General features: G+C 72.1%; 24 protein-coding genes and 1 pseudogene. 14 read left to right on the top strand and 11 right to left on the bottom strand.

What is annotated here, in order from left to right:
* The 3 genes and pseudogenes from EYA84_RS06290 to EYA84_RS06300 all read right to left on the bottom strand — a co-directional run.
* Nucleotides 1-273, bottom strand: a pseudogene (locus tag EYA84_RS06290) (hypothetical protein); the annotation flags it as partial.
* A gap of 81 nt (nucleotides 274-354) precedes the next feature.
* Nucleotides 355-1,638: a HAMP domain-containing sensor histidine kinase gene (locus EYA84_RS06295; protein WP_131052067.1), complete on the bottom strand. Its 1,284-nt coding sequence runs from the start codon at nucleotides 1,636-1,638 to the stop codon at nucleotides 355-357.
* Nucleotides 1,635-2,330, bottom strand: a complete 696-nt coding sequence (locus tag EYA84_RS06300) for a response regulator transcription factor (protein WP_131052068.1) — start codon at nucleotides 2,328-2,330, stop codon at nucleotides 1,635-1,637. The genes EYA84_RS06295 and EYA84_RS06300 overlap by 4 nt, the downstream gene beginning before the upstream one ends.
* Nucleotides 2,331-2,433: 103 nt before the next feature.
* Here EYA84_RS06300 and EYA84_RS06305 point away from each other — a divergent pair, with 103 nt between their 5' ends.
* The 4 genes from EYA84_RS06305 (at nucleotide 2,434) to EYA84_RS06320 (ending at nucleotide 6,094) form a co-directional block, all read left to right on the top strand.
* A complete protein-coding gene (locus EYA84_RS06305) occupies nucleotides 2,434-2,931 on the top strand; it encodes a septum formation initiator (RefSeq protein WP_131052069.1) in 498 nt (165 codons plus the stop codon).
* Nucleotides 2,932-3,142: 211 nt separating this feature from the next.
* Entirely contained in the window at nucleotides 3,143-3,550 is a 408-nt protein-coding gene (locus EYA84_RS06310; RefSeq protein WP_201272312.1) for a hypothetical protein, read from the top strand.
* Between the two features lie 288 nt (nucleotides 3,551-3,838).
* Nucleotides 3,839-4,231: a cupin domain-containing protein gene (locus tag EYA84_RS06315; protein WP_117228987.1), complete on the top strand. Its 393-nt coding sequence runs from the start codon at nucleotides 3,839-3,841 to the stop codon at nucleotides 4,229-4,231.
* Nucleotides 4,232-4,297: 66 nt separating this feature from the next.
* A complete protein-coding gene (locus tag EYA84_RS06320; RefSeq protein ID WP_131052070.1) occupies nucleotides 4,298-6,094 on the top strand; it encodes a glycoside hydrolase family 15 protein in 1,797 nt (598 codons plus the stop codon).
* 18 nt (nucleotides 6,095-6,112) lie between these two features.
* Here the strand turns inward: EYA84_RS06320 and EYA84_RS06325 are convergent, their stop codons facing one another.
* Entirely contained in the window at nucleotides 6,113-7,306 is a 1,194-nt protein-coding gene (locus EYA84_RS06325; RefSeq protein WP_131052071.1) for a threonine synthase, read from the bottom strand.
* A gap of 10 nt (nucleotides 7,307-7,316) precedes the next feature.
* Nucleotides 7,317-8,360: a DNA polymerase ligase N-terminal domain-containing protein gene (locus tag EYA84_RS06330; RefSeq protein WP_131052072.1), complete on the bottom strand. Its 1,044-nt coding sequence runs from the start codon at nucleotides 8,358-8,360 to the stop codon at nucleotides 7,317-7,319.
* 78 nt (nucleotides 8,361-8,438) lie between these two features.
* Here EYA84_RS06330 and EYA84_RS06335 point away from each other — a divergent pair, with 78 nt between their 5' ends.
* A complete protein-coding gene (locus EYA84_RS06335) occupies nucleotides 8,439-9,224 on the top strand; it encodes an aldo/keto reductase (protein ID WP_131052073.1) in 786 nt (261 codons plus the stop codon).
* Between the two features lie 53 nt (nucleotides 9,225-9,277).
* On the opposite strand, the gene EYA84_RS06340 is transcribed toward EYA84_RS06335, so the two are convergent.
* Both EYA84_RS06340 and EYA84_RS06345 read right to left on the bottom strand, forming a co-directional pair.
* Entirely contained in the window at nucleotides 9,278-9,799 is a 522-nt protein-coding gene (locus EYA84_RS06340) for a GNAT family N-acetyltransferase (RefSeq protein WP_131052074.1), read from the bottom strand.
* An 86-nt stretch (nucleotides 9,800-9,885) separates the two neighbouring features.
* The gene (locus EYA84_RS06345) at nucleotides 9,886-11,007 is read right to left on the bottom strand and encodes a cellulose binding domain-containing protein (RefSeq protein WP_131052075.1); all 1,122 of its coding nucleotides are present in this window, start codon (nucleotides 11,005-11,007) and stop codon (nucleotides 9,886-9,888) included.
* A 360-nt stretch (nucleotides 11,008-11,367) separates the two neighbouring features.
* Here EYA84_RS06345 and EYA84_RS06350 point away from each other — a divergent pair, with 360 nt between their 5' ends.
* Nucleotides 11,368-12,474 carry an FAD-dependent monooxygenase gene (locus EYA84_RS06350; protein WP_131052076.1) on the top strand — a complete coding sequence of 369 codons (1,107 nt, stop codon included), beginning with the start codon at nucleotides 11,368-11,370 and terminating at the stop codon, nucleotides 12,472-12,474.
* 116 nt (nucleotides 12,475-12,590) lie between these two features.
* Nucleotides 12,591-14,348 (top strand): cytochrome c oxidase subunit I, encoded by a 1,758-nt coding sequence (gene ctaD / locus EYA84_RS06355; RefSeq protein ID WP_131052077.1) that lies wholly within the window; start codon nucleotides 12,591-12,593, stop codon nucleotides 14,346-14,348.
* 263 nt (nucleotides 14,349-14,611) lie between these two features.
* On the opposite strand, the gene EYA84_RS06360 is transcribed toward ctaD, so the two are convergent.
* From EYA84_RS06360 to EYA84_RS06375, 4 genes are all read right to left on the bottom strand, one after another.
* A complete protein-coding gene (locus tag EYA84_RS06360) occupies nucleotides 14,612-15,895 on the bottom strand; it encodes an MFS transporter (RefSeq protein WP_131052088.1) in 1,284 nt (427 codons plus the stop codon).
* A 71-nt stretch (nucleotides 15,896-15,966) separates the two neighbouring features.
* Entirely contained in the window at nucleotides 15,967-16,548 is a 582-nt protein-coding gene (locus EYA84_RS06365; RefSeq protein ID WP_131052078.1) for an isochorismatase family protein, read from the bottom strand.
* 33 nt (nucleotides 16,549-16,581) lie between these two features.
* On the bottom strand, nucleotides 16,582-17,868 hold the full coding sequence (locus EYA84_RS06370; RefSeq protein ID WP_131052079.1) for a nicotinate phosphoribosyltransferase: 1,287 nt from the start codon (nucleotides 17,866-17,868) through the stop codon (nucleotides 16,582-16,584).
* A 16-nt stretch (nucleotides 17,869-17,884) separates the two neighbouring features.
* A complete protein-coding gene (locus EYA84_RS06375; protein ID WP_131052080.1) occupies nucleotides 17,885-20,566 on the bottom strand; it encodes a LuxR family transcriptional regulator in 2,682 nt (893 codons plus the stop codon).
* 287 nt (nucleotides 20,567-20,853) lie between these two features.
* Between EYA84_RS06375 and EYA84_RS06380 the strand changes: the two genes are divergently transcribed.
* From EYA84_RS06380 to EYA84_RS06410, 7 genes are all read left to right on the top strand, one after another.
* Nucleotides 20,854-22,254 carry a hypothetical protein gene (locus EYA84_RS06380; RefSeq protein ID WP_236145622.1) on the top strand — a complete coding sequence of 467 codons (1,401 nt, stop codon included), beginning with the start codon at nucleotides 20,854-20,856 and terminating at the stop codon, nucleotides 22,252-22,254.
* Between the two features lie 157 nt (nucleotides 22,255-22,411).
* Nucleotides 22,412-22,702, top strand: coding sequence for an ATP-dependent Clp protease adapter ClpS (gene clpS, locus EYA84_RS06385; RefSeq protein WP_131052082.1), 291 nt, complete (start codon nucleotides 22,412-22,414; stop codon nucleotides 22,700-22,702).
* 2 nt (nucleotides 22,703-22,704) lie between these two features.
* Nucleotides 22,705-23,205 (top strand): DUF2017 domain-containing protein, encoded by a 501-nt coding sequence (locus EYA84_RS06390; protein ID WP_176095674.1) that lies wholly within the window; start codon nucleotides 22,705-22,707, stop codon nucleotides 23,203-23,205.
* Nucleotides 23,206-23,259: 54 nt separating this feature from the next.
* Complete coding sequence (locus tag EYA84_RS06395; protein WP_131052084.1) at nucleotides 23,260-23,748, top strand: Mov34/MPN/PAD-1 family protein; 489 nt, start codon at nucleotides 23,260-23,262, stop codon at nucleotides 23,746-23,748.
* 65 nt (nucleotides 23,749-23,813) lie between these two features.
* A complete protein-coding gene (locus tag EYA84_RS06400) occupies nucleotides 23,814-24,170 on the top strand; it encodes a MoaD/ThiS family protein (protein WP_131052085.1) in 357 nt (118 codons plus the stop codon).
* A gap of 10 nt (nucleotides 24,171-24,180) precedes the next feature.
* Nucleotides 24,181-25,146 carry a PLP-dependent cysteine synthase family protein gene (locus EYA84_RS06405; protein WP_131052086.1) on the top strand — a complete coding sequence of 322 codons (966 nt, stop codon included), beginning with the start codon at nucleotides 24,181-24,183 and terminating at the stop codon, nucleotides 25,144-25,146.
* 260 nt (nucleotides 25,147-25,406) lie between these two features.
* The gene (locus EYA84_RS06410) at nucleotides 25,407-26,153 is read left to right on the top strand and encodes an MBL fold metallo-hydrolase (protein ID WP_131052087.1); all 747 of its coding nucleotides are present in this window, start codon (nucleotides 25,407-25,409) and stop codon (nucleotides 26,151-26,153) included.
* The last annotated feature ends 117 nt before the right edge of the window (nucleotides 26,154-26,270 follow it).

The raw sequence follows: 26,270 nt of genomic DNA on the forward strand, positions 1-26,270 counted from the left end.
GGTGCCGGCCGGCGGGGGGGCCGTGGTCGGGTTGGCGGGCGGGGCCACGGTGCCGGGGTCGGTCGGCGGGGCGACCGTGCCCGGGTCAGCCGGGGGAGTGACCGCGTCGGGAGCGACCGGGGTGGTCTCCTCCGGCGCGGCGGTCGCCGCGGTCAGCGTGGTCTGCCGCGCGCGGTCGGTGTCGGCCGCCGTGACGCCCAGGAAGATCCCGGCCGCCGCGAGGACCGCCGCGGCGCCGCCGACCGACGCCAGGATCAGGGGGTTGCGCTTCATTGGTGCCACCTCTCCTCGGTTGATGCACACAGCATCTGTCGCGGCGGGATAGCGGCGCGCTGTCCGAACACTAAGGCCGGGTTAAAAGCGCTCGGCGATCTTCGGCGTGCCCAGGACGAGCACCACCTCGGCGCCGCCACCGGGACGTTCGCCCAGTTCCAGCCGGCCGCCGCTGGCCTGGGCGGCCCGGCGGGCGATGTCCAGCCCCAGGCCGGTCGACCCGGCCTGGCTGGCTCCGCGCCGAACCGACTCGGCGGCGATGCCGGGGCCCTCGTCGGCCACCGCCAGCACCACCCGGTCGCCGTCGGGAGCGAGTCGCACGGCGAAGGCGGTGCCGTCGGGGGTGTGCGCGAAGACGTTGCCGAGCAGCGCGTCCACTGCCGCCGCCAGCTCGTCGACGGGGACGCCGACCGGCAGCGGGCCGGGTGCCAGGTCGAGGTCGACCGCCCGGCCGGTCTCCTCGGCCAGCACCGACCAGAAGGCCACCCGCTCGGTCACCGTCGCCACGGCGTCGGTGACCACCGCACCGTCGGCGGGCGTACGCCAGCGGGCCTGCCGGATCAGACCGGTGACCGCCCGTTCCAGCCCGTCCACCGCACCGGCGATCCGGGCGGCGTCCTGCGGATCGGTCAGCGACTCGGCCTCCAGCCGCAGCGCGGTCAGCGGGGTCCGCAACCGGTGGGACAGGTCGGCCACCTGCTCGCGTTCCTGCACCAGCAGTTCCTGGATCCGTCCGGCCAGGTGGTTGAGGGCACCACCCACCTCGCGCAGCTCCGCCGGCCCGGACGGCTCGACCCGCGCGTCCAGTTCGGCGTTGGCCAGCCGGTGCGACACCGCCGACAGCTCACCGATCGGGCGGACCAGGGTGCGGGCCAACCGGTCGGCCACCGCGAGACCGATCAGCACCAGCAGCAGTCCGAGCAGGGAGAGCACCAGCCAGGCCCGGTCCACCCCGTGGGTCAGCTCGGCCTCGGAGACGAAGGTGCGGATGACCGCGGTGCCGTCCGTACGGCCCTGTACCGCGATCACCACCTCGCGGCCCTCCGGCGTCTCGGCCGTCAGGCTCTGCCCCCGGGCGGCCAGCTCGACGGCGGGCGTACGCGGTGCCGGTGCGCCGAGCTGTTCGCCGTCGGGGAGGAAGACACTGACCGGGCGGCCGGACTGGACGAGTTGGTCGACGGTCAGCCGGACGGTCTCGGAGTCGGCGGTGCCGACCACCGGGGCGAGACCCTGCACGTCGGCGGTGGCCCGTGCGGTCGCCCGGTCCTCGGCGGAGGTCCGCAGCAGCAGCGCCAGCGGCACCAGGAAGGCGATCACGATGAGCACGCTGACGGCGGTGACCAGCAGTGCCAGGCGCGCCCTCATCGTGGTGCCTCGGGCGAGACCAGCCGGACCCCCACCCCGCGCACGGTGTGCAGGTAACGCGGCTGCTGGGCGCTCTCGCCGAGTTTGCGGCGCAGCCAGGACAGGTGCACGTCGACGGTCTTGTCCGCGCCGCCGTACGGGATCTGCCACACCTCGGTGAGCAGCTCGCGTTTGGTCACCACCTCGCCGACCCGGGTGGCCAGGTGGCGCAGCAGGTCGAACTCGCGCGGCGTCAGCTCGACCGGCGCGCCGTCCAGGCTGACCTGCCGTGCCCGGGGGTCGATCCGCAGCCCGCCGACGACCACCGTCGGGTCCTCCTCGGCCGGTCCGCCCGGCCCGCGTCGCAGCACCGCGCGGACCCGCGCGTCGAGTTGGGCGGCGGTGAACGGCTTGACCACGTAGTCGTCGGCCCCCGCGTCGAGGACCCGGACGATCTCCGTCTCGTCGTCGCGGGCGGTGGCGATGATGACCGGCACCGCGCTGACCGCGCGCAGCATCCGGAGCAGTTCGCGGCCGTCCAGGTCGGGCAACCCGAGGTCGAGCACGACCAGGTCGGGGCGGTCGTCGAGCGCGTCGCGGAGCCCGGCCATCGCGGTCGACGCCGCCGCCACCGCGTGTCCCCGCTCGCGCAGCGCCCGCACCAGCGGGGTGCGGATGGTCAGGTCGTCCTCGATGAGCAGCAGGCGGGCCACAGCAGGCAGGGTATATCCGCCCGGGCGCGCCGGCGGCGTCCGTTAACCCTCCCTTAGCCTTCCCCGAAGGTCGGCTCAACCCGCGATCAGGGATAGTCGGGTGATGGGACGTCGCACGCTCCTCGCCGTCGCCGGGTGGCTGGCCACCGCGGTGGTCGCCACGCTGATCGGAGTCGCCGCCATCCGGCTGGTGGGGGAGAGCCTCACCAGCACGCCGGGCGGCGTCCGCAGCCAGGAGGAGATCGCCCGCGAACTGGCCGCGCCGCCCCGGCCGACCGGACCGACGAGCGGTACGCCGGGCCAGACCGGTACGCCGGACCCGACGGCCACGGCCCCGGTGAGCCCGACCGCCTCGACGAGTCCCACTCCGGAGCCGTCCCACCGGCGCAGTTTCTCCAACCAGGGCGGCAGCGTGGTGGCCGAGTGCGTGCCGGGCGGGGTGTGGCTGGCGTCCTGGTCGCCGAAGCAGGGTTACTCGGTCGAGGACGTGGACCGGGGGCCGGACGACGACGCCGAGGTGAAGTTCGTCGGTCCGAGCGGCGAGCACGAGCTGTCGGTGCGGTGCACCGGTGGCGTACCGGTGCTCGACCTCGACGACTGACGACACACACCCGACTACGGAAGTTCCGTCGCAGGTCAGAGCCTTGATCGAGATGTCGATTGTCCTTGATCGGACAGCCTGTCGTGTGGCTGTCGACGGGGAACGCGACATACGTTCGATGCACAAAGGGTGCTGATCGGTGCTGATCCTTCTTAGTCGCCCCAATCAACTCAACACGTCTCGGCCGCCCGGCCGGCTGGAGAGGAGAACGATGTCCAGCGCGAGAGCCAGGAGCAGGCGGGCGACCCAGCCGGCGCCAGGCGAGGAGACCACGGCCCGTGCCGACGCCGCGCACACCACCTGCGGCGGCGCCGGCATGCCGTCCACGGCGAGGGTGCTGTTCGCCGTGGTCAGCGCGAACGGTGTCCTGGTCCGGGGGATGGGCGCCGCGACCGCCGACCGGTTGAGCACCGGGATGTACCAGGTGGTCTTCGACCAGGACGTGACCGCCGCCGGATGTGTCGGCACGGTGGGGCTGTCGGGCAGCTCGGGGCTGGCGCCGTCCGGCCAGATCGCCGTCGCCGGGCGTACCGGCATCCCGAACGCGGTCTTCGTCACCACCTTCGACAGCGCCGGGGCCTCTGCCGACCGGCCCTTCCATCTGGCCGTCCTGGCGTAGCCGTGGAGTGCACCGTCCCGGCGTGGCCGCACGGACGGGGCACCGACCGAGGTCCGGGCACGAGCGCACGGCGCCGTTCGATCCGAGGACCCGAACGTCGCCGCGCTCAGCCGTCTCCCGCCACCGCAGCCGTACGGCGGTACGTCGACGGGGACCTGGCATGGCCGACCAGTGCCGGCCGGTCGTGTCGATCCCCGTTCGGCGTGCCTCCAAACCCTCGGATCGTTCGCAATTCCACTATCTGCAAGTCCCGGCGTGGAGCGGGTCGCAACGGGGTATGTCCCGGTCATGGAGCACTTCACTATCGCCACGGTCGCCGAGAAGAGCCCGGACTTCCGGCGCGTGCTGTGGACCGGGAAGCACACCCAACTGGTGATCATGACGATTCCGGCGGGCGGTGAGATCGGCGAGGAGGTCCACGAGGACATCGACCAGATCCTCACCTTCGTCAGCGGCACCGGCGAGGCCCGGGTGGCCGGCGAGAAGCGCGAGGTCGTGCAGGGAGACCTCGTGGTGGTGCCGGCCGGGACGAAGCACAACTTCGTCAACACCGGACCGAACCCGCTGGTGCTCTACACCGTCTACGGGCCGCCGGAGCACGCCGACCAGGCGGTGCACAAGACGAAGGAGGAGGCCGACGCGGCCGAGGCCGCCGGCGAGGACGAGCCGCCGACCTCCTGACCCGTCCCGCCGGCCCGGGCCTCCGGGCCGGCGTGATGTGGACGAGGATCCGGGTACGCGCACCGGATGGTGCAGCCGCCGATCTCCGACTACGCGTTCCTCTCCGACTGTCGATCGGGGGCGTTGGTCGGGCGGGACGGCTCCGTCGACTGGTGGTGCCCGAACAGGTTCGACTCGCCCGCCGTGTTCGCCCGGCTGCTCGACGCCGACGGCGGCCACTGGCGGCTCGCGCCGGTCGCCGCCGGGAGCGCCAGACACCGGGTGCAGCGGGCGTACCGACCGGACACCCTGGTGCTGCGGACCGTGCACCGGACCCCGGAGGGCAGCGTCGCGGTGACGGACGCGCTCGCCGCCGAGGCCGGTGCCCGGGGCCACGAACTCGGCCTGCGGTCGCCGGCCGTGCTGCTCCGCGTCGTGGAAGGACTCTCCGGCCGGGTACGAATGGCGCTCGACTTCCAGCCCCGGCCGGAGAACAGCCTGCTCACCCCTTACTTCTGCGAACTCGACGACGGTGGGGTGCGGGCCGTCGCCGGGCCGGTCGAGTTGACGCTGCGCTGCGCCGGGATGCGGCTGACCGCCGAGCACGACCGGGTGCGGCACGTCTTCGAGGTCGACGAGGGGCAGGTGCTCGGCTTCGAGGTCGCGTACGCCCCCGCCTACGGCGAACGGCCCCCCGCGCTGGACCCGGTCCGGCGGCTGGCGGACACCGTGCAGGCCTGGCGTTCCTTCCGCGACACGCACCACTACGACGGCCGGTACCCGGACCTGGTCCGACAGAGTGCGACCGTGCTCATCGGCCTCACGTACGCCCGCAGTGGCGCGGTCGTCGCGGCACCGACCACGTCGTTGCCGGAACGCGTCGGCGGTGACCGCAACTACGACTACCGCTTCTCCTGGCTGCGCGACTTCGCGATGACGATGCGCGCGCTGTGGGTGGCGGCCTGCCCCACCGAGGCGTCGCGGCTGTTCGACTGGTCGGCCCGCTCGATCGGCCGGATCGGTGCCGATCCGGTGCCGGTGATGTTCGGCCCGGAAGGGGAACGGGACGTCTCCGAGCACGACTGCCCCGGCCTGACCGGCTACGCGGGCAGCTCCCCGGTACGCGTCGGCAACGACGCCTGGCGGCAGCGCCAACTGGACGTACCGGGCGAGATGGTGTCGGCGGTGTGGCGTCTGCGCGACTACCTCGGCGAGCCGTTCGGCACCGAGGTGCGGGAGATGGTGCTCGGCCTCACCGAACAGGTGGCCGCCACCTGGCACCTGCCGGACCGGGGCATGTGGGAGACCCGCGACACCGACCGGCACTACGTGGCGTCGAAGGCGCTCTGCTGGGTGGCGATGGACAAGGCCGTACGGCTGGCACCCCACCTCGGCGAGCGGGCCGATCCGAGACGCTGGGCGGGCGTCCGGGACGAGATCCGCGCCGCCGTGCTCCGCGACGGCTTCAGCCGGGAGCGGGGTGTCTTCACCGGCGCGTTCGGCTCGCCCGAGCTGGACGCCGCAGTGCTGTACCTGCCGGTGGTGGGCTTCCTGCCGGCGACCGACCCCCGGATGCGCGCGACCATCGACGCCGTGGAGCGGGAACTCGGCGGCGAGGGCGGCCTGATCCGCCGCTGGGACACCGACCCGGCCGGCTTCCTGCTCTGCTCGTTCTGGCTGGTGGAGTGCCTGGTGCTGGCCGGCGAACAGGAGCGGGCGGCCCGGCTGTTCACGCAGGTGGCCGGGCACGCCAACGACGTCGGCCTGTTCAGCGAACAGATCGACCTGACCACCGGGGCGCAGCTCGGCAACACCCCGCAGGCGTTGTCGCACATCGGGCTGGTCAACGCCGCCTGGCGGTTGACCGACCCGGCCGCCGAGTGACCGTCCGGGCGTCGCGCGTCAGGCGGGCAGCAGCGGTACGCCGCTCACGTCCACCGTCTCCGGATACTTCAGCCCGGTCCCGGTGTTGAGCACCACCACCCGCTCGCCCGCGCGGATCCAGCCACCGGCGCGCAACCTGCGGGCGGCGGTCAGACAGGCCGCCCCCTCCGGGCAGAGCAGCAGCCCCTCACGAGCCGCGAAGTCCCGCAGGTCGGCGAGGATCTCGGCGTCGTCCACCGCGATCGCGGTTCCGGCGGTGGCGCGTACCGCGGCCAGGATCAACTCGTCGCCGAGCGGCGCCGGCACGGTGATGCCGAACGCCACCGTGTGCGCGTCCGCCCACGGCTGCGCCCGGTCCTCGCCGGCCGCGAACGCGCGCACGATCGGCGCGCAGCCGGTCGACTGCACCGCCACCAGCCGGGGCAGTCTGTCCTCGACCCAGCCCAACTCGCGCAGCTCACCGAGCGCCTTGTGGATGCCGATCAGCCCCACCCCGCCGCCGGTCGGATAGATGATCACGTCGGGCACCTGCCAGCCCAACTGCTCGACGATCTCGTACCCCATCGTCTTCTTGCCTTCGAGGCGGTACGGCTCGCGCAGCGTACCGGCGTCGAAGATCGAACCGGCCGAGGCCGCGACGAGCGCGGCGACCTGCCGCCCGGCGTCGCCGATCAGCCCGTCCACCAGGCGCAGGTCCGCCCCGGCGGCCACGCACTCGCGGCGGCAGATGGTCGGCGCGGACAGCGGCATGGCGATGGTCGCGCCCATCCCGGCGCGGGCCGCGTAGGTGGCCCACGCGGCGCCCGCGTTGCCGTTGGTCGGCATGGCGATCCGCCGCACCCCCAGCTCCCGGGCCCGGGACACCCCCACCGCCGCGCCGCGCGCCTTGAACGAGCCGGTCGGGGTCAACCCCTCGTCCTTGACCAGCAGCTCGTCGACACCGATCTCCGCGCCGTACGACGGAGCACGCAGCATCGGCGTCCAGCCCTCACCGAGCGTGGTGACGTACGCCGGGTCCGCCACCGGCAGCAGCTCCCGATAGCGCCACAGGTCGGCCGGGCGCAGCCCGAACCGTTCCGGCTCCACCGTCCGCCGCACCGCCGCCAGGTCGTAGCGGGCCAGCAGCGGCGAGCCGCACGAGCAGAGGTTCTGCGGTACGCCGGAGTCGTGCTCGGTGCCGCAGCGCGGGCACTCCAGGTGGGTCAGGTGCACGATGGCCCCCTCAGCTCACGTCGACGCTGCGCCATGCCGGGCTGCGCCGTCCGGGCTCGTAACCGGAGTCCAGCCGCTTCGCCACGACCCCGGGCAACCCCTGCTCACGGGCGGTGCGCAGGGCCTCGGCGCCGGTGCCGGGGAACCACGGCGGAGTCTGCCAGTGCGGCCCGGCCAGCGCCAGACCGTCGAGCAACTCCCGGCGCTGTGGATAGGGCAGGTCGACGCTGCTCACGCCCTCCAGCCAGAGCAGGTCGACCAGCAGATACTGGGCGTCGGAGGTGCTCCGGCCACCCCGGGCGGGTCGAACCCGGCCGGTCCTGTCGATGCGGACCAGGACGCCGTCGAGCACCGCCTCGGTCGGTGCCAGCGCCTCGGCCATCGGGCGCAGCCAGGGGTACCCGCCGGTGATCTCCGCCCCGTCCTCGGCGAGCAGCCGCAACCGCCCGCCCGACACGTACGCCGTCGCGCGTACCCCGTCCCAGCGCAGCTCGTACCCCCAGTCGGCCTGGTCGGCGGGGAGCCGGCGGGCCGGTGTGGGGCGCATCGGCGCGACCTGCTCGGGCATGCTGGTCCAGCCGGGCGGCGGCGGATCGGTGCGTCGCACCATCCAGTCCCGGCCGTCGCGGCCACCGGCGGCGAACAGCACGTACCGCCCGGTGGTGCGCCGGCCGCGCAGTTCCACCACCACCTCGCGCTCCTGCCACTTCTCGCAGCGGTAGGTGCCCCGATCGTGAACGATCATGCGTCCGCCGCCGTACTCGCCGGCCGGGATCTCACCGGAGAAGTCCAGGTACTCCATCGGGTGGTCCTCGGTGTGCACGGCCAGGTGGTTGCGGCCCGGCTCGCGGGGCAGCCCGCGTGGCACCGCCCACGAGGCCAGCACCCCGTCGTGCTCCAGCCGCAGATCCCAGTGCAGGCTGCGGGCGTGGTGCTGCTGGATGACGAAGCGGCCCCGGTCCGCGCCGGCCCGGCGACTCCGGGACGCCGGCACCGGTTCCGGGGTACGCGCCGCGTCGCGCTTGCGCCGGTACTCCTCCAGCCGGTCAGCCACGATGACATTCTCCGGCAAACCGGGGCGGCGTGCCCGGGTCCGGGAATGGCGGCGACGATCAGGGGTAGAACAGTCGGTATGGACCACGTCGACCAGCCCACCGCCGTCCTCCCCGGTGACGTCCGAATCCCCCTGCTCGGTTTTGGAACCTGGCAGGCCACCGGCGAGACCGGCTACAAGGCGGTGCTCGCCGCGCTGGACGCGGGCTACCGGCACATCGACACCGCCACCATGTACGGCAACGAGGAGGAGGTCGGCCGAGCGGTCCGCGAGAGCGGGCTGCGCCGCGAGGACGTCTTCATCACCACCAAACTGCCGGCCGACCAGGTCGGTCGGGAACGCGAGACGATCGAGGCGAGCCTGCGCGCCCTCGGCCTCGACTACGTCGACCTGTGGCTGCTGCACTGGCCGCCCAGCGACCCCGGCGCCCTGATCCCGACCTGGCGCGAGATGCTCGCCGCCCGGGACGCGAACCTGGCCCGCGCGGTCGGCGTGAGCAACTTCAGCACCCCGCAGATCGACGAGCTGATCCAGGCCACCGAGGAGAACCCGGCGGTCAACCAGATCAAGTGGAGCCCCCGGCTGTACGACCGGCAGCGGCACGCCGAACACCGTGACCGGGGCGTGGTGCTGGAGGGCTACAGCCCGTTCAAGGCCAGCGACCTGTCGGACCCGGTGCTGACCCGGATCGCTGGCGCACACAACGTCTCGCCGGCCCAGGTGGTGCTGCGCTGGCACCTCGACCACGAGATCGTGGCGATCCCCAAGTCGGTGACCCCGGACCGGATCCGGGCCAACGCCGACGTCTTCGGCTTCTCCCTCACCGCCGAGGAGATCCGCGACATCGACGCACTGGGCTTGTGAAAGGAGGGGTCCCCTGCTAACGCCTCGTGCATAGCAGGGGACCCTTTTTAACGTCAGGAGCGGGTGCAGGGCGTCACCGAGCCGCCGCGTTCCCAGCGGTGCAGCACGAGCTGGCGTCGTCCCTCGTCGACGACGACCGGCTCGTCCCCGGTCGGCCGGTAGCCGACCGCCCGAGCGGTGGCCATGCTGCCCGTATTGTCCGCCTCGATCTCCAAGTACGTCGTGGGCAGGCCCGGGATCGAGTCGGCGTACGCGGTCAGCAGTCGCAGCGCCCGGGCGGCCAGCCGCTCGCCCCGATAGGGCGGCCCGGCCGCGTACCCGATGCCGCCGGTGACCAGGTTGAGCATCACCTCGCCCCGGGCCAGGTCGTCGGCGTCGGTGACGGCCAGGTACAACCGCTCCCGGGAGGCCCGCGCCTTCGCCAGGTACGCCTCGGCCGCAGCCCGGTCGAAGGGCGTGGCGACCGGCAGCCGATGGGCCATCTCCGGATGATCGAAGATCACGACGAGCTGAGGCAGGTCGTGTACCGCCCACGGGCGCAGCACGAGCCCGTCGCCGTCGAGGCGAATCTGCACGGCCTCGGTCCTCTCGCCGGCTGGATGTTAGGAAGGGTCCCCTCCTATGCGCGAGGCGTTAGGAGGGGACCCTTCCTTACATCAGGTTAGGAGCGGGTGCAGGTGGCGCCGTTGAGGGTGAAGGTGGTGGGGGAGGAGTACGACCCGCTCAGCGAGCCCTGGTAGCCGAAGCTGGCCGTGGCGCCGGGGGCGAGGGTGCCGTTCCAGGTGATGTTCCGCGCGGTCACCGAGGATCCGCTCTGGCTCACCGTGGCGTTCCAGGAGCTGGTGATCTGCTGTCCGGAGGGCAGTGAGTACGCCAGCGTCCAGCCGTTGAGGGTGCTCGACCCGGTGTTGGTGATCTGCACGTCGGCGGTGAAGCCGTTGTTCCACGAGTTGGCGGTGTACTTGACCGCGCACGCGCCGCTGCCCGAGGGCGGCGGGGTGGTGGTGGGCGGCGGGTTGGTGCCGCCGCCGTTGACCGAGGCCGAGAAGTTGGTGACGGCCAGGCCGGCGCCGCCCTGCCAGGGCTCGAAGCCGGCCTGGATGCTGGTCAGGTACCAGGAGTTGGTGATCGCGCCCCGGTTGCGGGTGTCGTTGATGAAGGCCAGCAGGTTGAGGTTCGCGCTGCTGATGGCCGACGGCGACAGGTACGAGATGACGTTGTTGGAGCCGTTGCTGCCGCGCCAGACCTCCCAGTTCCGGCCGTCGATGTTCGCGTTGCCGACGGGGGAGCCGATGGGCTGGATGGAGCCCTGGCGGTTGAGCCAGATCATGATCTCCATCTGGTTCACGCCGTCGCGCTTCGGCGACGGGTCGAGCCAGATGTCGTACGAGGCGTTGTAGGTGGCCCCGCTGACGTACCGGTAGTTGATGCTGCTGCTCGCGCTGCTGATCTGGCTGACCTGGATCGGCAGGTTGGTGCCGGGGGAGCAGTTGGTGTAGTGGCAACCGACGAAGACCGACGGGTACGCGGTGGGAGCACCGTTGGTCGGGCTGCTGCCGTTCTGGGTTCTGATCTCGAAGCCGCTGCTGGTCACGTTGATGCACTGCTCGGCGGTGGTGCCCCAACGGTTGTTCTGCACCACGTAGCGGTTCTGGATCACCGTGCTGCCGTACTGCTCGCAGATCAGGGTGTCGGCGGAGGCGGTGCCGCCGAGGGCCACGGCGACGGTGGAGCCGGCGGCGAGCAGGCCGACGGCCGTGATGGCCCGCAGGATACGTCTCATGATGCTCCTTGCGCTGCGGCGTCAGGGACGCCGGGACGGTGTGCGAGTGGAGCGGAGGGAGGTGCTCGCCGCCGGGGGTGGGTGGCTCCGGGAGCGCTCCCATGTGCTCATCGTCACATTTACATACTTGAAACAACGGGCGCAACCGACCGGGGTTATTGAGGGGAATTATGAGGTGTGTCACGTACGCGCCGACGGGTCGGCGCAAGGCCCCCGGCCGGGCGCTGGGCGGCGCCGGCGGGAGGGATCGCCGCGCCGAGGGATGTCCGTCGTGGGCTGGTTGCCTCTGGCGTGCACCGATTGCGCCGAGTAGTGTCTTGCCTCCAACGCGTGCCGACCACTCCGGAGGCGTACAACCCCATGCGTAGCTCCCCCCTGCGCATTCTCGTCGTCGGCGCGGGCATCGCCGGTCTGGCCGTGGCCCGGGCGCTGCGCCTGGCGGGTTTCCGGCCGGACGTGACCGACAAGGCGCCCCCGGGCGAACTCGCCGACGCCGGCCTCTACCTGCCGGGCAACGCCGCCCGCGCGCTGCGCCGACTCGACCTGGACGACCCGGTACGCCCCTACGGGCAGGTCATCCACCGCCAGCGCTTCCTGGACGCGGACGGCGTACCGCTGTGCGAGGTCGACCTCGACACACTCTGGGCCGGCGTCGGCGAATGCCGCGCCTTGCCCCGCGCCGACCTGCACCGGGTCCTGCTCAGCGGGGCCGGCGGCGCGGTCCGGCACGGCGCCGAGGTCCGCACCATCGACCTGCTGGCCAACACCGTCGGCGTCACCTTCGTCGACGGCACCCAGACCGAGTACGACCTGGTCATCGGTGCCGACGGTCCGCGCTCCTCGATCCGGGCGCTGGCCGCGCTCGGTGGACCGCCCCGCCCCGCCGGTCAGGTGGTCTACCGCAGTGTCGTCCGCGACGGGCCGACCGTCCGGGACTGGACCGCGCTGCTCGGTCAACGCAGCGGGATCCTGGTGGTGCCGATCGGTGCCGGTCGGCTGCACTGCTACGCGGACGAGGCCGGCACCGCGTCGCCGGCCGACCCGAGGGCCCGGCTGCGGGAGCTGTTCGGCGAGTACGGCGGCCCGGTGCCCGAAGTGCTCGACGCGCTCGGGACGGTGCACGCCAGCGTCACCGACGAGGTCGAACTCGGTCGCTGGCACCGGGGCCGGGTGCTGCTGGTCGGTGACGCCGCCCACGCCACCGCGCCGACGCTCTCCCAGGGTGCCGCGATGGCTCTGGAGGACGCGGTGGTGCTCGCCGAGTCGCTGGCCGCCGCCGGCAGCGTCGAGGCGGCGCTGACCGCGTACGAGAGCCGCCGCCGACCGCGTACCCGATGGGTGCGGGACCGGACCCGGGACCGCAACCGCACCCGCGACGTGCCGCCGGCGCTCCGCGACCCGTTGTTGCGCGGACGCGGCGACCGCATCTTCGGCGAGCATTACCGGTTGCTCCTCGGCCCGCTGTGATCCACGCCCGGTGACCCCACGCGGCGCTCTCACCTGCCGGGGACTATCCTCCTTGCGGATGACGGCCCGCAGAGACACGCGTGCCGAGCGGGACAACCCAGAACCGGAGGCCACTCGTGACCACCGTCGCACCCAAGCCGGTCGTGACCCGGCCCTGGCCGGTCCGGGAGCCGGTCAAGGGGTCGGCCATCGCGCGGCTGTTGCGGTCCACGGACGCGAAGCAAATCGGGATCATGTACATGGTCACCGCGTTCGTGTTCTTCATGATCGGTGGCCTGATGGCCCTGATCATGCGGGCCGAGCTGGCCCGGCCCGGGCTGCAGTTCCTCTCGCCCGAGCAGTACAACCAGCTGTTCACGATGCACGGCACGATCATGTTGCTGTTCTTCGCGACGCCGATCGTGTTCGCCTTCGGTAACTACATCGTGCCGATCCAGATCGGCGCGCCGGACGTCTCCTTCCCGCGACTGAACAGCTTCGCCTACTGGCTGTACCTGTTCGGTGGCACCATGGCCACCGCCGGCTTCCTGACCCCGGGCGGCGCGGCGGACTTCGGCTGGACGGCGTACACCCCGCTGAGCACCGTGGAGCACTCTCCCGGCGTCGGCGCCAACATGTGGGTGGTCGGTCTGGCCATCTCCGGTCTGGGCACCATCCTCGGCGCGGTCAACCTGATCACCACGATCCTGACCCTGCGCGCGCCCGGCATGACCATGTTCCGGATGCCGATCTTCACCTGGAACATGCTGGTCACCAGCCTCCTGGTGATCCTGGTCTTCCCGCTGCTGGCCGCCGCGCTGTTCGCGCTCGCCGCCGACCGGCTCCTCGGTGCCCACGTCTACAGCCCGGACACCGGCGGCCCGATGCTGTGGCAGCACCTGTTCTGGTTCTTCGGGCACCCCGAGGTCTACATCATCGCGCTGCCGTTCTTCGGCATCATCAGCGAGATCATCCCGGTCTTCTCCCGCAAGCCGATCTTCGGCTACAAGGGTCTGGTCGCCGCCACCATCGCCATCGCCGGCCTGTCGATGAGCGTGTGGGCACACCACATGTTCGCCACCGGCCAGGTGCTGCTGCCGTTCTTCAGCTTCCTGAGCTACCTGATCGCCGTGCCGACCGGTATGAAGTTCTTCAACTGGATCGGCACCATGTGGCGCGGCCAGATCAGCTTCGAGACGCCGATGCTCTGGTCCGTCGGCTTCCTGGTCACCTTCCTCTTCGGTGGCCTGACCGGCGTGCTGCTGGCCGCCCCGCCGCTCGACTTCCACATGCACGACTCGTACTTCGTGGTGGCGCACTTCCACTACGTGCTCTTCGGCACGATCGTGTTCGCGGTGTTCGCCGGCATCTACTTCTGGTTCCCGAAGATGTTCGGCCGGATGCTGGACGAGCGGCTCGGCAAGATTCACTTCTGGCTGACCATGATCGGTTTCCACACCACGTTCCTGGTGCAGCACTGGCTCGGCAACGAGGGCATGCCCCGGCGGTACGCCGACTACCAGGCCATCGACGGCTTCACCACGCTGAACATGATCTCCACGATCGGCGCGTTCATCACCGGTATCTCCACGCTGCCGTTCATCTACAACTGCTGGAAGGCGTACAAGGCCGGTCCGGTGGTCGAGGTCGACGACCCGTGGGGCCACGGCAACTCGCTGGAGTGGGCGACCACCTCCCCGCCGCCCCTGCGCAACTTCGACCGGATGCCCCGCATCCGCTCCGAGCGCCCCGCGTTCGACGCCAAGTTCCCCGAGCTTGCCGCCGGGCAGAGCCTGGCCGGCCCGCCCGAGGGTGGCTCCAAGCCGCTCACCAGCGAGTCCGACGGCGGTGCCAGCTACCAGGAGGACACCTCCAGCGACATCGATCGCCGCTGACACCACCACACGCACCCACGACGGGCGCCACCCCCACCCGGGGAGGCGCCCGTCGCCCTTTCCACCCAGGGGCCGTACGTCGGGTCGACCACCGGAAACCTGATCGGCGCTGCCGTGCCCCGCTGCGGTGCGGCAGCAACGTCATGGTTGTTGCTGTCTCAGAGCGAGACGAGGCAGTGAAGTTGCTGCCTCGGCCACGGCCGTCGGCAGAGGGCCAGGGCGACGGCCAGGGAGGCGGGTGCGGGTTTGACGCGGCGGCCGTGTCAGGAGGTGGTCGTGGAGAGGGCCGGTGTGGGTTCGTGCTCCGGGCCCGATCGGACCAAGGGGATGGGCGTGGCGTCGGCGGGGACGGTGGGTGGCGGGGTGTCGAGGGTGGTGCGGTCGGCGCGGCGGTGGCGTAGCTCGATCGGGAGGACCGCGAGGGCCACCAGGGCGCCGATCGCGCCGGTGACGGCGAAGCCCCACAGCGGGGTGGAGGCGTCGATTACCGCTCCGGACAGGGGGGCGCCGACGGCGATGCCGACGGTGACGGCCGAGCCGTGCAGGCCCATGGCCTCGCCGCGTACGCCGGCGGGGGCGAGACGGCTCACCGCGTCGGAGGTGGCGGCGATGGTGGGCGCGCAGAGGGCTCCGGCCGGGATCAGGGCCAGGCAGAGCAGCCACCAGTGTGAGCCACCCAACCCGACGGGGATGGTGCACAGGCTCAACGCGCCCATCAGCGCCACGGTGGAGAAGGAGCGGCGGGCGGCGCCGTACGCGAAACCGCCGGCCAGCGACGCCACCGCCCAGACGGCGAGGACCACGCCGGTGAACCCGGCGTCGCCGTTCTCGCGCAGGACCGCGATGACCGCCACGTCGGTGCCACCGAGTACGAGGGTCGCCGCGGTGCTGACGGCGAAGACGGCGATCAGTCGGGAGGTGAGCCACTGGCGTCGGGCGATCCTCGGCTGCGGGCCGGCGGCTGCCTCACCGGCGCTGCGGACCGGCGGGTTGAGCATCCACAGCGCGATTCCGGCGGTGACGATTCCGGCGCCGACCAGGTAGAGCGTGAGGCGCGCGGAGACGGTGGTCACGCCGACCGTGGCGAGCGCCGGCCCGATCATGAAGGACAGCTCGACGGACATCGAGTCGAGCGCGTACGCGGGGCGGCGTTTCTCCGGTGGCACCAGCGCGGCGACGGACTGCCGGATCACCGAGAAGATGGGCAGCGCGAGCAGGCCGGCCAGGAAGGCGGCCGGCAGCAGCAGCGGGTACGAGAGCTGTGGCGCGGTGGACCAGAAGACGGCTTCGGCGACGGTGGTGAGGACCAGGACGGGACGCAGCCCATGGCGGTCCACCAGCCGGCCGAGCAGCGGGGCGCCGACGGCGGCACCGACGGTGATCGCGGCACCGGCCAGTCCGGCGGCGCCGTAGCCGCGCCCGAGGTCCTGCACGACATAGAAGGTCAACGTGACCCCGGTCGCCGTCAGTGGGATGCGCGCTAGTACCGCCACCAGCAGCAACGACCGGAGACCGGGTAGGGCGAGCGCCTCCCGGTAAGGCTTCATGTTCACGTCGGTCCGTACCTCCGCCGGACATCTTCGACGGAGGGTGGTGCCGACGCCAGCCAATTAGCCGATCATGCGTCCCTGATCACAGGGGCGCCGTGCACGGTGATCCCGGCACCCTCGAAGGCGCGCAGCGCGACGTCGGTGGTGTCGGGTGCGACGGCGGCGGTCAGGTCCAGCAGCACGGTGGTGGCGAAGCCCTCGCGGGCGGCGTCCAGGGCGGTCGCGCGGACGCAGTGGTCGGTGGCGATGCCGACCACGTCGACCCGGTCCACCCCGTGTCGGCGCAGCCAGTCGGCCAGTCCCGCGCCGTCGGGGGTCTGCCCTTCGAAGCCGGAGTACGCGGCGGCGTACTCGCCCTTGTGGAAGACGGCCTCGATCCGGTCGGTGGCCAGCTCCGGGTGGAACTCGGAGCCCGTCGTGCCGACCACGCAGTGCCGGGGCCAGGTGCTGACGTAGTCCGGTGCGTCGGCGAAGTGGTTGCCCGGGTCCACGTGGTAGTCCTTCGTCGCCACCACGTGGTCCCAGCGCTCCGGCTCGCCGGCCAGCAGCCGGGAGATCCCGGCGGCGACGCCGGCTCCGCCCGCGACGGCCAGCGAGCCGCCCTCGCAGAAGTCCTTCTGCACGTCGACGATGATCAGCGCGTTGCTCACCGACGCGCTCCTTTCACTCGGCGGGTAGGGCGGTCATCCGGCGGGTACGACGGTGACCGGGATGGCCGGGTCGCCCGCGGAGAGCTTGAGGCCCTCCCACGGGATGGAGATCAGGCACTGGCGCAGGTGTTCGCGCGACTCGTCCAGCGTCGGCAGTTCCACCGGCTCGCCGTCGGCGACGTACGACCGTTGCAGCAGTCGGTCGTGGGAACGGCGGTCCGGCACGCCCTGCGAGACGATGATCTCTTCGGTGGCGGTGCCGGTGGGCTTGTGTCGGCGGACCGCCACCTTGCGCCCGCCGATGGTGGCCTTGTGCTCGGAGCGCTTGACGACCGGCCGCCCCTCGACCTCGACCAGCTTGTAGACCAGGCCGGCGGTGGGCGCGCCGGAGCCGGTGACCACGGCGGTGCCGGCGCCGTACATGTCCACCGGCTCGGCGGCGAGTGAGGCGATGGCGTACTCGTCGAGGTCGCCGGAGACGATGATCTTCGTCTCGGTGGCGCCGAGCGAGTCCAGCAGTTCCCGGGACTGCTGGGCGATCACCGTCAGGTCGCCGGAGTCGATCCGGACCGCCCGCAGCTCCGGCCCGGCCACCTCGATCGCGTTACGGATCCCCTGGCTGATGTCGTACGTGTCGACCAGCAGCGTGGTCTCCTTGCCCAACGTGGCGACCTGCGAGGCGAAGGCGGCCCGCTCGTCGTCGTGCAGCAGGGTGAACGCGTGCGCGGCGGTGCCGGCGGTGGGGATGCCGTACCGCTGGCCGGCGGCGAGGTTGGAGGTGTACCGGAACCCGGCCAGGTACGCGGCACGGGCCGCCGCGACGGCGGCCTCCTCGTGTGCCCGCCGGGAACCCATCTCGATCAGGGCCCGGCCCCGGGCGGCGGTCACCATCCGGGCTGCGGCGGCGGCCACCGCGCAGTCGTGGTTGAGCACCGACAGCACCAGCGTCTCCAGCACAACGCACTCGGCGAAACCACCGGTGACGGTGAGGATGGGGGAGCCGGGGAAGAAGAGGTCGCCCTCGGGGTAGCCGTCGATGTCGCCGGTGAACCGGTAGTCGGCGAGCCACGCGGCACCCTGCTCGTCGACCACACCGGTGCGGCGCAGGAAGTCCAGGTCGGCCGGGTCGAAGCGGAACTCGCGGAGCATCTCCACCAGCCGGGTGGTGCCGGCGACCACGCCGTAGCGGCGGCCGATCGGCAGCCGCCGGCTGAACACCTCGAAGACGCAGCGGCGATCCGCCGTGCCGTCGCGAAGGGCGGCGCTGACCATGGTCAGCTCGTAGTGGTCCGTCAGCAGGGCGGGACGAAGGCTGTGCACAGCCCCAGCCTAGGGTTCAGGCGGTCGCCGTGCCGTCGTGGCCCGGGATCGTCCGCAGCGCCGCCCGCAGTTCGACGCGTCCGGTCACCCCGAGCTTGGTGTAGATCCGCTGGAGGTGGTTCTCCACCGTCCGCGCGGAGAGAAAGAGCTGCTCAGCGATGGCGCGGCTGGTCTCGCCGAAGGCCGCCAGCCGGGCCACCTGCCACTCCCGGTCGCTGAGCGTCGGGGTGGCCGCGCGCAGCGCCGGAGTGTGCACCATGTCACAGCAGCCGAGCATCACCGCGAGCCGCTCACCGGCGCTGGCGAGCTGCGGCGAGCGACGCTGGCGCAGCAGGTGCACCGCCTCGGCGGCGGCCTCCGCGGCCGGCAGCGCCAGCCCCAGGTCCAGGAAACCGTCGGCGGCGGCGAGCAGCTGCTCGGGCGAACTCTCCGCCGCCGCGCGGGCGTGCCGGGCCAGGAGCGGCGGCAGGGTGCCGTCGACCTGTTCCGAGAGTTCGGCCAGCCGCTGGGCGACCGTGCGGCGGCTGCCGTCGGAGCAGGTCGGGCCGGTCGGCGCGGTGGCCTCGCCGAGGCGTACCAGATCGTGCAGCACCAGGGTCTCGTGCCCGGCGAAGCCGTCCACCCGCAGCCGGTCGACCAGCCCGTGCAGGTGGGCCGCCGCGCCGGTCAGGTCACCACCGGCCGCGAGCGTGGCCGCCCGGGCCTGCTCCAGCCACGGGTACAGCACGGCCATGCTCGGCGCGTGGATGCGGTCCGCCTCGGCCATCGCCTCGGCGGCCTGCCGGGCGTCGCCGCGCAACGCGGCGGCCTGTGCGCGTTCGGCCTGGGCGAGACCGGCGTACACCCGACTGGTCGCCAGCACCGCGCAGGCACCGAGCGCGGCCTGCAACGCCGCGTCGCTGCGTCCGCGCAGCCGGGCCGCGTACGCGCGCAGGATCGCCAGGTAGCCGCTGCCCAGCCGGAAGTCACCCGCGTCGGCCAGGTCGGCGAACTCGTCGGCGACCAGCGCGTCGATGCCGGACAGGTCACCGGAGAGGGCCAACCGGGTGCCCCGGGCCAACTCCACGGCGAGTTGGAGGTATGGCATGTCCGCCCGCCAACTGGCCACCTTCGCCTGGACGAGGTCGACGGCGGTGGCGCTGCGGCACAGTTGCCCCTGCACCGCCTGGAGGTGGGCGATGGCGCACCGGGCCAGCTCCCGCGCGGCGATGCTGGCGGCCGGACGGTCCAGCACGTTCTGGGCGAGCCGGAGCGCGGTCGGCGCGTCCAGCCGGTGCAGCCGCATGATCGATTCGAAGGCGCGTACCCGGGCCTGGGCGGCGTGGTCCTTGAGGTCGCCGCCCCGCTTGGCGATCTCCTCCACCGTCGAGTGCTGACTGAGTCCCCAGTAGCTGACCATGCCGCGGACCGTGAGCCACCGGCTGAGTCGCTCCTCGTCACCGGTGTCGGTGGCGACGGCGTCGAGCACGCCGAGCGCCTCGGCCGGGCGGTCGGCGAACATCAGGATGGTGGCCAGCAGCTCGGCCGCGTCGAACCCGCCGTCGGCGTCGAGCGCGGCCCGCGCCAGCCGGGTCGCCAGCGGTACGTCGTAGCGCGCGAACGCCTGAGCTGCCGCGTCGACCAGCATCGCCGGATCCTGCGCGGTGCCGGAGTCCAGGCGCCACACGGCGACCCGCAACAGGTCCTCCCGGCGTCGCTTGCCGACCCCTTCCAGCAGTTCGGCGAGGTGTGCCTGCAACCGGCGGGTCCGGCTGACCGGGCACTGCCGGCGTACCACCTCGCCGTAGAGCGGGTGGGCCAGGCGGACGTCGACCCGCCGGTCGGAGGGGGCCACCGTGATCAGACCACGCTCCTCGGCGGTCTCCACATCGGCCTGTTCCGCCGCGCGGTACAGCAGCCGCAGGCCCAGCGGCTCGCCGAACGCGACCAGCTCGACGACCGTGCGGACGCCCGGGGTGAGCTGGTTGATCCGGATGTCGATCAGGTCGGTCAGGTTGGGTGCCAACTCCAGTCGGCCGGTCCAGGTCCAGACGCCGTACTTCTTGCTGGACTCGCCACTGTTGGTGACGGCGTGCACCAGTTCGCGCAGCAGCAGCGGATTGCCGGAGCTGAGTCGGCCGAGCCGCTCGGACGAGGCGTGGTCGACCTGGCAGCCGAGGATCTCCCGGAGCAACCGGGCGGTCTCGGCCGGTGGCAGTGGGCTCACCTCGGCGTGGTCGACCAGTCCGTCCGTCCACAGTGCGCGGATCGGCAGCGGGATCTGTTCGCCGTCGCGCAGGGTGCCCACCACGGAGGCGTTCTCGGACCGGGCGACCAGGTGCACGAGTGCGGCCGACGGCGGGTCGAGCAGGTGGGCGTCGTCGACGGCGAGCACGATCCGTCGGCCGGCGGCCTGCTGCTGCAACACGTCCACGGCCCAGCGCAGGATGCCGGCCGGGGAGAGCCCCTGTGGTTGTTCGACGGGAAGCACCTGGACCAGGCCGCCGAACTGCACCGCCTGGGTGGTGGCGCTGGCCGCGATCCACCAGACCGCGTACTCCTCGACGGGCAGCGCGTTGACGCCTTCCCGGAGCAGACGGCTCTTGCCGATACCCGGGCTTCCGGCGAAGAATATGCCTCGCCGGCCCTGGGCGCCGGTCACCGCCGCCTGCAGACGGTCGAGTTCCGCCGTGCGGCCCACGAACTTCCACCGACTCATTCGCGCAGCATATCGATGGAACTGTGCCCCGGCCGGTAGCCCGAGCGGGTGAAGTTGAGTAGTCGCGGAGTTACCCAAGAGTACTTTCGTTTGTCCCGTTCCCGCCGCCCGCGCCCGTACTCTTCCGAAATCCGGGTGCGTCGCCGGATGCTCACCGCGGCCGGCCCTGCCGACCGCCCAGCCTCGGAGGCCGCCGCCTGATGAAGCCGGGCCCTCTCCACGACATCGGTACGTCCGACGATGCGACCGGGCCGCCGGGTCACCGCCCGTTCCCCGATCGGCTCGGCGTGACCGTCGATCCGCGTGAGCCCCTCGGGGTGGTCGCCGTGGGTCCGGCCGGTGCCGGGCGGGCGAACGTGCTGGCCGCCCTGCTGGACCTCGACGCCGGGATGTTCACCGTGCCGGCCGGAAGCTGGCTGGTGGTGCGGCACGCGGCCGAGGCGAGCCGGTCCGCCTACGTGCCCGGCTACCGGGCGCCGTTCTCCTACCGTGTGGACCTGCCGGAGGTGGGACCGGCGCTGGCCCGGCCGCCCCGCCGGGTCGAGCTGAACCTGTCCGCGCCACTGCTCAAGCGGTACGTCCTCGTCGACACGCCGGACATCTCCTCGCTCGGACGGACCGGCACCGGGGTCGTGCTCGACGCCGCGGGCCGGGCCGGCGCACTGCTGTTCGTGATCGCGGCGGACCAGTCCTTCAGCGCTGCCGAACTGCACCTGCTCGCCGAGGTCGTGGGGAGCCGGGTCGAGGTCTTCTTCGCGGTGACGCCGGGCGCGGGCGGCTGGGCGTCGCCGGAGTCGGCCGACGGCACGGCGGTGGATCCGATCGCGGTCACCGTCGAGGCGCACCGGGCCGCGTTGCTCGCCGCCGTACCCGGGCTGGCCAAGGCCCGCTGGTTCCCGATCGTCGCGGGCGACGCACTGGACCTGCGGCGGGCGCTCGTCGGGTGGGCCTCCGACGAGGGACTGGAACGCTCCAGCCTCGATCCGCCGGACGTGCCCGGGCTGTACGGCCGGGTGCCGGTGCTGCCGGAGCCGGGCGAGTGGTCCGAGCTGCTCGACCGCCAGGTGCGGTCCGCCGGTCGGCGCATCCGCCAGCATCTGGCGCTGGAACTGGCCAAACTGCACCTGAGGGTGGTGCAGGAGATCGTCTTCGGCACCGGCTGCGCCGGTCTGCCACAGTTGCTCGACCGGGAGATGGAGGCGCTCTCCCTGCTGGCCACCTCGCAGTGCGACCACGCGGTGCGGGAACTGGTCGAGGACGTCGGCGGCCGGCTCTTCGGCGCTCCACTGCCGGAAGGGGTCCGTCGTCGCATCGCCAAGGCGGTCCGGTGGGGAATGTCCGACCACGTCACCGGTCCGGAACTGGAGCGGGTGCTCTTGATCACCAGTACCGCCGGCGTGGCGTCACTGATCGGCCCCGCCGCGATCGACGCGCTGGCGGCGTACCCCACCGTGCCGCGGACCGAGGTCCTGCCGCCGGTCGCGGTGTCGCTTGCGGGTGGCTGCTGGCAACACTGGCGTACGCCCGCCAACGCCGACCAGAGCGCCGCGCGGGCCTGGTCCCAGCGGGCGTTGCGGGAGGTGGAGCTGGAGTTGTCCCGCGAGATCGCTCGTCGGTTCGAGGCGGTCCGTCTCTCGCTCGGCACGGTGCTGTCCGATGCAGCCGAACACGGCATCCTGCTCGCCTGACCGCCACGCGGCGTACCCCGGCGGCCCGGCCACCGGGGTGCCCGCGTGTGCGTTCAGGACGACCAGCCGTGGTCATCGGGCGGCGGTCGGTGGCGATCCCCGCCGGTCCGGCGTTCCGGTTCCTCGGTTCCGCCGAACCGGTGGCACGATGGGGGGCATGGCGGCTCCGCAGGTTGCACCGGCGCAGACCCCGGACACCGATGAGGTGCCGGCCTCCGATCGGCCGTGGGTGACGATCGTGTGGGACGACCCGGTCAACCTCATGACATATGTGACCTGGGTCTTCCAGAAGCTCTTCGGCTACAGCCGGGAGAAGGCCGAGCAGTTGATGCTGGACGTGCATCACAAGGGCAAGGCGGTGGTCTCCAGCGGGGCCCGCGAGCGCATGGAGCACGACGCCTCGCAGCTGCACGCATACGGACTGTGGGCGACGGTGGACCGCTCGTGAGCATGTTCCGCCGCCGGGGTGACCGGTACGTCGCCTCGTTCGCCGTCGACGAGGTGCGTGTCCTGCGCAAGGTCGCCTCCGAGGTGGTCGGGCTGCTGACCGACGGGTTCGACCACTCCGATCCGGTGGTGTGCCGACTCTTCCCGGAGGTCTATCCGGAGGACGCGGCGGGGACGGCGGAGTTCCGCCGGTACACCGAGGGCGACCTCAAGACCGCCAAGATCGATCAGGCCGGGGCGATCCTGGCCGCGTTGCCCGACGACGGTGACGGCGGCGGTGAGGTACGCCTGGACGCCGAGGCGGCCGAGGCGTGGCTGCGGGCGCTGAACGACGCCCGGTTGGCGATGGGCGTACGGCTGGAGATCAAGGACGGGACCGATCTGGGGGCAGAACTGGACGATGCGGTCGCCGAGGACCCGTCCTCCAGCCGGGTGTTCCAGCTTTCGGTCTACGCGTATCTCGGTTATCTCCAGGAGTCCCTGCTCAACGCCTTGATCGAGTGACTGTGACCGGCGCGACCTCGCGGTCGTGGGCCGCCGGGCGCTAGTCTTGGCGACGTGCTGAGCATCGACCGGTCGATCGTTGACGCGATCGTCGCCCACGCCCGTCGGGACCACCCCGACGAGGCCTGCGGCGTGGTCGCCGGCCCGATCGGCGGCGACACTCCGACCCGGCACATCCCGATGGAGAACGCCGCCCGCTCGATGACGTTCTACGAGTTCGACTCGATGGAGCACCTGCGGGTGTGGCGCGAGATGGACGACCGCGACGAGGAACCGGTCGTGATCTACCACTCGCACACCGCCACCGAGGCGTACCCCTCGCGGACGGACATCTCCTTCGCCGGTGAGCCCGGCGCCCACTACCTGCTCGTCTCCACCCGCGAACCCGACACGGAGGAGATCCGTTCCTTCCGCATCGTGGACGGGGTGGTCACCGAGGAGCCGGTGCGGATCCTCGACGCCGGGGTGGACCCGCACGCCGTGCAGTCGTACATGTTCGGGCAGAGCCCGGCGACGGTCGACTACGAGTGTTCGGGTCGCTGATCCCCTTCAGCACCCGCACGCCCTTTCCCGTCACCGAGCACACCTGATCGAGGAGTACGACAGACATGGCCATCGAGGTTCGCATCCCCACCATCCTGCGCAGCTACACCGGCGGCGCGAAGGTCGTCGAGGGCAGCGGTGACACGCTGGCCGACCTGCTCACCGACCTGGACTCCCGGCACGCCGGGCTGCGGGGCCGGCTGGTCACCGAGGCCGGCGCGCTGCACCGCTTCGTCAACGTCTACGTCAACGACGAGGACGTCCGGTTCCTGGGCGCGCTGGACGCCAAGCTGAACGACGGCGACAGCGTCACCATCCTGCCCGCCGTGGCCGGTGGCGCGTTCGGCTTCGCGGCCGCTGCGGCGATCAGCCAGCACCGCGCGCCCGTGGCCGGGCTTCGCGCGCCCGTCGCCGCGAGCTGAGGCGGCCGCGATGACGCGGTACGACAGCCTGCTGGACGCCTGCGGCGGTACGCCCCTGGTGGGGCTGCCCCGACTGTCGCCGACGGTGCCCGACGGGGCACCGCCGGTGCGGCTGTGGGCGAAGCTCGAGGACCGCAACCCGACCGGCAGCGTCAAGGACCGGGCCGCGATGTTCATGGTGCGGGCCGCCGAGGAGTCCGGCAAACTCCGGCCCGGCGACACGATCCTTGAGCCGACCAGCGGCAACACCGGCATCTCGCTGGCCATGGTGGCGAAGCTGCGCGGCTACCGGCTGGTCTGCGTGATGCCGGAGAACGTCTCGACCGAGCGGGTGCAGCTGCTCCGGATGTACGGCGCGGAGATCATCTTCTCGCCGGCGGCGGGCGGCTCCAACCAGGCGGTGGCCACCGCGAAGCAGATCGCCGCCGAGCATCCGGACTGGGTCATGCTGTTCCAGTACGGCAACGAGGCGAACGCCCGGGCGCACTTCGAGACGACCGGCCCCGAGCTGCTGCACGACCTGCCCACGATCACCCACTTCGTGGCTGGGTTGGGCACCACCGGCACGTTGATGGGGACCGGGCGCTACCTGCGCGAGAAGGTCGAGGGCATCCAGATCGTCGCGGCCGAGCCGCGCTACGGCGAGCTGGTCTACGGCCTACGCAACATCGACGAGGGGTACGTCCCGGAGCTCTACGACGCGACCGTGCTCAACCGGCGGTTCTCCGTCGGCACCCGGGACGCGGTACTGCGTACCCGGCAGTTGGTGGAGGTGGAGGGTCTGTTCGTGGGCTTCTCCACCGGGGCGGTGCTGCACGCCGCCCTGGCCGTGGCGCACGAGGCGGTACGGGACGGCCGCCGTGCCGACGTGGCGTTCGTGGTCAGCGACGGCGGCTGGAAGTATCTCAGCACCGGGGCGTACGGCGGCACTCTCGCCGACGCGGAGGACGCCCTGGAGGGGCAGCTCTGGGCCTGAGCCCGGCGACATCGACGAGGGTCATCGGCGTGATGCCGGTGGCCCTCGTCGCGTCGGACGGTCCAGATCAGCCGGTCCGGTAACCCGGGCTCGATCGGATGGGCGGAACGGGTGTCACGTTGGTGACAACTTCCAGCGGATCATTCTTGCGTTCAGGCGCGCGGGCGTAGGCTGCGCAGCGTGGCGTACGCGTCGGTATTGATCATCTCCGGAGCGGCGACCGGCCCGATCGCTACCTATCGTGACAGCGAGACAACTCGATGCGACTGACCGTCCTGGGCTGTGCGGGCAGCTTCCCCGGACCCGAGTCCCCGTGTTCGGCCTATCTGGTCGAGGCCGAGGACTTCCGGCTCCTGGTGGACTTCGGCCCGGGCTCGTTGTCCACCCTCCAGCGGTACGCCGGGCTGCACGCGCCGGACGCCATCCTCCTGACCCACCTGCACTGCGACCACATCCTCGACGCCGCGTCGTACGTGGTGGTCCGGCGGTACGCCCCGGACGGCCCGTACCCGCCGCTGCCGGTGTACGCCCCGGCCGGTGCCCCGGACCGGCTCGCCACCGCGTACGGGCAGGAGGACAGCACGGTCGAGGACGTGTACCAGTTCTACGCGCTGGAACCCGGCACCTTCCCGATCGGCCCGTTCACCGTCACCGTCGACCGGGTGCTGCACCCGGTGGAGACGTACGGCGTGCGGTTGGAGCACGGCGGCCGGACGCTCTGCTACTCGTCGGACACCGCCCCCTGCGAGGCGTTGCTGCGGTTGGCCCAGAACGCCGACGCCTTCCTCTGCGAGGCCAGCTACCTGGACGGCGTGGACAATCCACCCGATCTGCACCTCACCGGACGGGAGGCGGGCGAGGCGGCGGCCAAGGCCAACGTGGGACGGCTGCTGCTGACCCACCTGGTGGCCGCCTGGGGCAGCGAGGCGCACACCGTCACCTCGGCGGCGGCCGCGTACAGCGGCCCGCTGGACGTGGTCCGACCGGGCGCCAGCTACGACATCTGAGCCTGCGCCGGGAGCGGGCAGCGGGGTCGTCGACCGGACTCTAGGATCGCCCGGTGACCGACCCCTCCGCCGGCCCACCCGATCCGCGTCCCGCCGACCGGCCGGCTTCTCCCGCGC

Origin of the sequence: Verrucosispora sp. SN26_14.1 (assembly GCF_004307965.1) — a bacterium.
Taxonomy (GTDB): domain Bacteria; phylum Actinomycetota; class Actinomycetes; order Mycobacteriales; family Micromonosporaceae; genus Micromonospora.